Origin of the sequence: Bradyrhizobium sp., assembly GCF_035273305.1 — a bacterium.
Lineage (GTDB): Bacteria > Pseudomonadota > Alphaproteobacteria > Rhizobiales > Xanthobacteraceae > Bradyrhizobium.
This window is the reverse complement of the sequence record NZ_DATEPI010000209.1, coordinates 1-5288: the sequence shown is the minus strand read 5'-3', so window position 1 is coordinate 5288 and position 5288 is coordinate 1. Positions and strand designations below refer to the sequence as shown.

7 protein-coding genes are annotated in these 5288 nt (G+C 59.2%); 4 read left to right on the top strand and 3 right to left on the bottom strand.

The features are described from left to right. On the bottom strand, positions 1–250 hold a 250-nt coding region (locus tag VJV58_RS14320), incomplete at its 3' end, for a DUF2628 domain-containing protein (protein ID WP_324138019.1). 25 nt (positions 251–275) lie between these two features. Then, positions 276–869, bottom strand: a complete 594-nt coding sequence (hisB, locus tag VJV58_RS14315; RefSeq protein ID WP_324138018.1) for an imidazoleglycerol-phosphate dehydratase HisB — start codon at positions 867–869, stop codon at positions 276–278. Between the two features lie 262 nt (positions 870–1131). Between hisB and hslV the strand changes: the two genes are divergently transcribed. From hslV to VJV58_RS14295, 4 genes are all read left to right on the top strand, one after another. Continuing rightward, the gene (hslV, locus tag VJV58_RS14310; protein ID WP_324138017.1) at positions 1132–1692 is read left to right on the top strand and encodes an ATP-dependent protease subunit HslV; all 561 of its coding nucleotides are present in this window, start codon (positions 1132–1134) and stop codon (positions 1690–1692) included. Between the two features lie 3 nt (positions 1693–1695). Continuing rightward, positions 1696–2181: a GNAT family N-acetyltransferase gene (locus VJV58_RS14305; RefSeq protein ID WP_324138016.1), complete on the top strand. Its 486-nt coding sequence runs from the start codon at positions 1696–1698 to the stop codon at positions 2179–2181. A 139-nt stretch (positions 2182–2320) separates the two neighbouring features. Continuing rightward, the gene (hslU, locus tag VJV58_RS14300) at positions 2321–3625 is read left to right on the top strand and encodes an ATP-dependent protease ATPase subunit HslU (protein ID WP_324138015.1); all 1305 of its coding nucleotides are present in this window, start codon (positions 2321–2323) and stop codon (positions 3623–3625) included. Between the two features lie 137 nt (positions 3626–3762). Next, a complete protein-coding gene (locus tag VJV58_RS14295) occupies positions 3763–4896 on the top strand; it encodes a hypothetical protein (RefSeq protein WP_414641494.1) in 1134 nt (377 codons plus the stop codon). A 4-nt stretch (positions 4897–4900) separates the two neighbouring features. On the opposite strand, the gene VJV58_RS14290 is transcribed toward VJV58_RS14295, so the two are convergent. Beyond that, on the bottom strand, positions 4901–5288 hold a 388-nt coding region (locus tag VJV58_RS14290), incomplete at its 5' end, for a Smr/MutS family protein (RefSeq protein ID WP_324138013.1).

The following is a 5288-nucleotide window of genomic DNA, read 5'->3' as shown; positions in this document are numbered from 1 at the left end:
GCAGCGCCAGCACCAGGTCGGTGAGAAAAATGGTTCCTCCCTCGAGTCCGAGCCTGGTCATTCCGAAATCAATCGCCGTCATCAGAACGATCCAGCCGAGTAGGACAAGCCAAAGCCGATGCCACGCCAGCCAGACGATGCCCAAAACTGCGGCCCAGAAATGGAATCCGTCGCGAACGAAAACAAAGCGATCAGCCGCCAGCAAATCGGCGCTGCTCGTTACAGGAGCGTGAACTGTGTAAACCGGCATCGCACCTCTCCGCCGCGAACAGGATTCAGCCGCCGAGCTGACCCTTGGTAGAGGGCACCTCGCCTGCGGCTCTCGGATCGATCGCGACCGCCGCGCGCAGCGCCCTCGCCAGACCCTTGAAGCAGGATTCGGCTATATGATGACTGTTCTCGCCATATAGGGTCTCGACGTGCAAAGTCACGCCAGCGTTGATCGCAAAGGCGTTGAACCATTCGCGCACCAGTTCGGTATCGAATTGGCCGACCTTGTCGCGCGGAAACTCGACCTTGAACACGAGTACCGGCCGACCGGATATGTCGATCACGACGCGAGACAGGGTTTCATCCATCGGCATGTGGATGGAGGCGTAGCGGGTGATGCCCGCCATGGTGCCGAGTGCCTGCTTCACCGCCCGTCCCAACGCGATGCCGACATCTTCGGTGGTATGGTGATGATCGATGTGAAGGTCGCCGGCCGCCTTGACCGTAAGATCGATCCGCGAATGCCGAGCCAGCAGCTCGAGCATGTGATCAAAGAAGCCAATCCCGGTCGCGATCTCGGACACGCCAGCGCCATCAAGGTTCACCGTCACCTCGATGTCAGTCTCTTTGGTCTTGCGCTTGACAGTGGCGCTACGCATGAAGTGGGCTTCCCTTGGCCGAGCCATCGACCGTCCCCTCGGCCGAAAACGCGCCCTTTTAACAGGCCGCCCCTGCCTTCGCTACTGCGTGACTGCCCGCAAAGAGCCAACTTGGGCTTATGGTGACCGGTTTCGATGCCCGCGAGCTTCGGCGCGCGCTCCGCTCGCGAGGCGGCTGCCAGTTCGCCCGAAACACGTGCGGCAACCCTGATTGTAACCTCGCATCTTAGTCACTAAATCTGACCGAAGTCCGAGGTCCTCTATGCAAGCATCACAGCCCCAATCGCCGGTTTGGCACGGTACGACCATCCTGACGGTCCGCAAAGCCGGAAAGGTAGTAATCGGCGGTGACGGGCAGGTCTCGATCGGCCAGACCGTGATCAAATCCAACGCCAAAAAGGTGCGCAAGCTCGGCAAGGGCGACGTGATCGGGGGATTTGCGGGCGCTACCGCAGACGCGTTCACGTTGTTTGAGCGGCTGGAAAGCAAGCTCGAACAATATCCGGGCCAGTTGACCCGCGCCGCGGTCGAACTTGCCAAGGACTGGCGAACCGATCGGTACCTCCGACGGCTGGAAGCGATGATGATCGTCGCCGACAAGGAAGTCTCACTGGTGTTGACGGGGACCGGCGACGTGCTCGAGCCGGAAGCGGGCGTGATGGCAATCGGGTCCGGCGGCAATTATGCCCTTGCCGCAGCGCGGGCGCTGATCGATTCCGAAAAGGACGCCGAGAGCATCGTGCGCCGCTCGCTCGATATCGCTGCCGACATCTGCGTCTATACCAACCGCAACGTGACCATCGAAACCCTGCAAAGCGGCTAAGGGATGGCTTCGGATTACGCCTTCCGCTCGATGGTTGCGGCCGATCTACCGCTGATCCAGCGCTGGTTGGCAATGCCTCATGTGCTGGAATGGTGGGGCGATCCCGAACAGCAATATGCCTTGGTCAGCGGCGACCTCACTGAGGCGAACATGCATCAATTCATCATTTCCACGGCCGGCAATCCGTTCGGCTATCTTCAAAGCTACAATCTGACGGACTGGAATACAGGTTTAGGCACGCAGCCCAAGGGCACGCGCGGCATCGACCTGTTCATCGGTGATCCAAACATGATCGGACGCGGCCACGGCACGGCTCTCATTCGTTGCTTCGTCGACGATCTGTTGGAGAAAGGACTTCCACGCGTCGTGACCGATCCCGATCCGGCGAATACTCGCGCTATTCGTGCTTACGAGAAGGCGGGATTTGAAAAGCACGGCCCGGTAGAAACGCCCGATGGTCCTGCTCTGCTGATGGTCCGCGACCCATGAGGCTGGGACGAGACGATCCGCTGAACTTGGATATTCGTAACGCCATTGGGCACAATGCCGCCGGGCGCATTAGACTGCCGATGCAGCCGATGATCCAGCGGCGCTTGTGTCAGCAGCCTTTCAAACCTAACTAGGGCAAATGACCGACTTCTCCCCCCGCGAAATCGTTTCCGAACTTGACCGTTTCATTGTTGGCCAGACCGACGCCAAACGCGCGGTCTCCATCGCGCTGCGCAACCGCTGGCGACGACTGCAGCTGACCGGCTCCTTGCGCGAGGAAGTGCTGCCGAAAAACATCCTGATGATCGGCCCGACCGGAGTCGGCAAAACCGAGATCGCGCGGCGGCTGGCGAAACTGGCCGGTGCGCCGTTCATCAAGGTCGAAGCCACCAAGTTCACCGAGGTCGGCTATGTCGGCCGCGACGTCGAACAGATCATTCGCGATCTCGTCGAAGTGGCGATCGCGCAAACCCGCGAGCGCAAGCGCAAGGACGTGCAAGCCCGCGCGCAACTCGCCGCCGAAGAACGGGTGCTGGATGCATTGGTCGGGGCGAACTCCAGCGCCACGACGCGCGACTCGTTCCGCAAGAAGTTGCGCTCCGGCGAACTGAACGAAAAGGAGATCGAACTCGAAATGCAATCCTCGGGTGGCACCCCGATGTTCGAAATACCAGGCATGCCCGGGGCCCAGATGGGCGCGATTTCGATCGGCGACATCTTCGGCAAGATGGGCGGCCGTACAAAGACCCGCAGGCTCACGGTCGAGGATTCTCACGACCTTCTCGTCAATGAGGAGTCCGACAAGCTGTTGGACAATGATCAACTGGTGCAGGAATCGATCGGCTCGGTCGAGAACAACGGCATCGTGTTCCTCGACGAGATCGACAAGATCTGCGTGCGCGAAGGCCGCAGCGGCGGCGGCGACGTTTCGCGCGAGGGAGTGCAGCGCGACCTGTTGCCGCTAATCGAGGGCACAACGGTTTCGACCAAGCATGGCGCCGTAAAAACCGACCATATTCTGTTTATCGCCTCCGGCGCATTTCATATCGCCAAGCCATCGGATTTGCTGCCGGAATTGCAAGGGCGGCTGCCGATCCGCGTCGAGTTGGCGGCGCTTAGCCGCGACGACATGCGCCGTATTCTTACCGAACCCGAGGCGTCCCTGATCAAGCAATATGTTGCGCTGATGGGCACGGAGGGCGTGACGCTGGACATTACCGACAGCGCGATCGAGGCGCTCGCCGACGTTGCCGTCGCCGTCAATTCGAGCGTTGAAAACATCGGCGCGCGACGCTTGCAGACAGTCATGGAGCGGGTACTCGACGACATTTCGTTTGCCGCGCCCGACCGCCATGGCGAGACGATTCAGATCGACGCCGATTACGTGCAGAAGCACGTCGGCGATCTCGCCAAGAATGCCGATTTGAGCCGGTTTATTCTCTGAGTTGCGATCAGATCGGCTTGCCTTGGCAAGCAAGGACCCATAACGATTGATTGCCGTCACCGGGTCCGATGACGCGCCAGCTTTCGCAGATTCACAAAACGCCACAAATTGGGTCCCTTGCTTCGCTGGTCGGGACGATGATGAGCTTAAAGCTGCGCCGACAGGAAAATCCCTGGCGCCTGATGCTTGCCGCCAATGTCGCCGTGGTGATCGGAGTTTTTCTCTACAAGCTGACCCGTGAGCCTTACGTCCCCTACATTCATCTGTTGGTCGATTATCATTTCGGATTTACCAAGCGCGCACTGATCGGCGCTACCCTCTCGCTGTTCTTTCCGAAAACTTCCGTGTGGCTTGTGTTTGCGTTATCCGGCCTCGTCTGGCTCGTCACGACCGGCCTTTTCATCAAACTGTTTCACCGGACCTTCGCTCTCTGGGACCGCGACCTGCCGTTGTTCGTGTTGATGGCAGGCTCGCCATTCTTTCTAAAGAACTTCATGTACACGCTCGGGCATTTCGACATCTACGGCTGCATGCTGGCGATCTCGCTGCTGCTCGCGCCTGCGCGTTCCGTCGCATTCGTTATCGTCGCGGCGTTGGGATCGATGATCCTCATTCTGATCCACCACATTCATCTATTGATGTACGTGCCGACCATCACGGTGATCGTGGTGCTGCGTTACTATCTCGTGCTGGGGTTTAACCGCTGGAATGTCGCAATCGGCGTATTCGCGGCAGCGTGCGTTGTCTTGTTGTTCTTCTCCGCGCAATTCTTCGGGACGATGACGGTGCCCAAAGAAGACTTTATCCGCCACCTGCAGAGTAGAATGGCGGATCCTGCCCGAACCGATCTGCTGCAATTCAGTTACATTTGGTACCAGCCGCTTTCGAAGGAAATTCTCGACACGTGGCAGCGCCTGCCATCCAATATTCTGGGAATTCCGGTCTTCGCTCTGCTGATCTGGTTGCACAGCCCCGTTTGGAAATACTTTGCCAGTTCAGTCCGCGCTCTGTCAGACGAATGGCACCGCCGCACAGTGACCGCGAGTGTCGTTCTGGTGAGCGCCGGTTATCTCATCATGTTTGCGATCGTGTTCGATTACTCCCGATGGATATCGAACTGGGCGGTCTGCATGTTTCTGATTTTGCATGCCGTCAAAGCACTGCCTGCCTCCAAGCCAGTGCCGCCGGTTTCATTCAAGGACCGAGCGAACCTAGCTCTGGGCTGGGTAGCGACTCTGGTGCCGCGGGTCGGAATCGTCAGGCCATTCTGAGATGTTAAATTCTTGCCCGCCTGATTCGAATGTAAAGCGCGCCCTCGCCGCCGTGGCCGACATGGGCCTGTTCAAAACCGACCACGAGCGCACGGAATTCCGGCAGCGCCAGCCATTGTGGCACTTGGCGTCGCAATATGCCGCGCTCGGATTCAGGTCCGATCTTGCCCTTTCCGGTGATGACCAGCACGAAAGTGAATCCGGCGCTATGGGAGCGGTGCAGAAAGCTCGACAACTCGCGGTGGGCGCGCGTTTGCGTCATGCCGTGCAGATCGAGCCGAGCGTCGATTTGTTTTTTCCCTCGCGATAATTGCGAACGTTCGCGGCGGGGCAACGGCGCGAGCGGCGGCGGGCCTGGTATGCTGGATCGCTGGCCGGAAGTAATCTGCGGC

Coding starts and splice junctions, on each gene's coding strand:
- hisB (WP_324138018.1), bottom strand. CDS start 869: ATGCGTAGCGCCACTGTCAAGCGCAAGACCAAAGAGACTGACATCGAG.
- hslV (WP_324138017.1), top strand. CDS start 1,132: ATGCAAGCATCACAGCCCCAATCGCCGGTTTGGCACGGTACGACCATC.
- VJV58_RS14305 (WP_324138016.1), top strand. CDS start 1,696: ATGGCTTCGGATTACGCCTTCCGCTCGATGGTTGCGGCCGATCTACCG.
- hslU (WP_324138015.1), top strand. CDS start 2,321: ATGACCGACTTCTCCCCCCGCGAAATCGTTTCCGAACTTGACCGTTTC.
- VJV58_RS14295 (WP_414641494.1), top strand. CDS start 3,763: ATGATGAGCTTAAAGCTGCGCCGACAGGAAAATCCCTGGCGCCTGATG.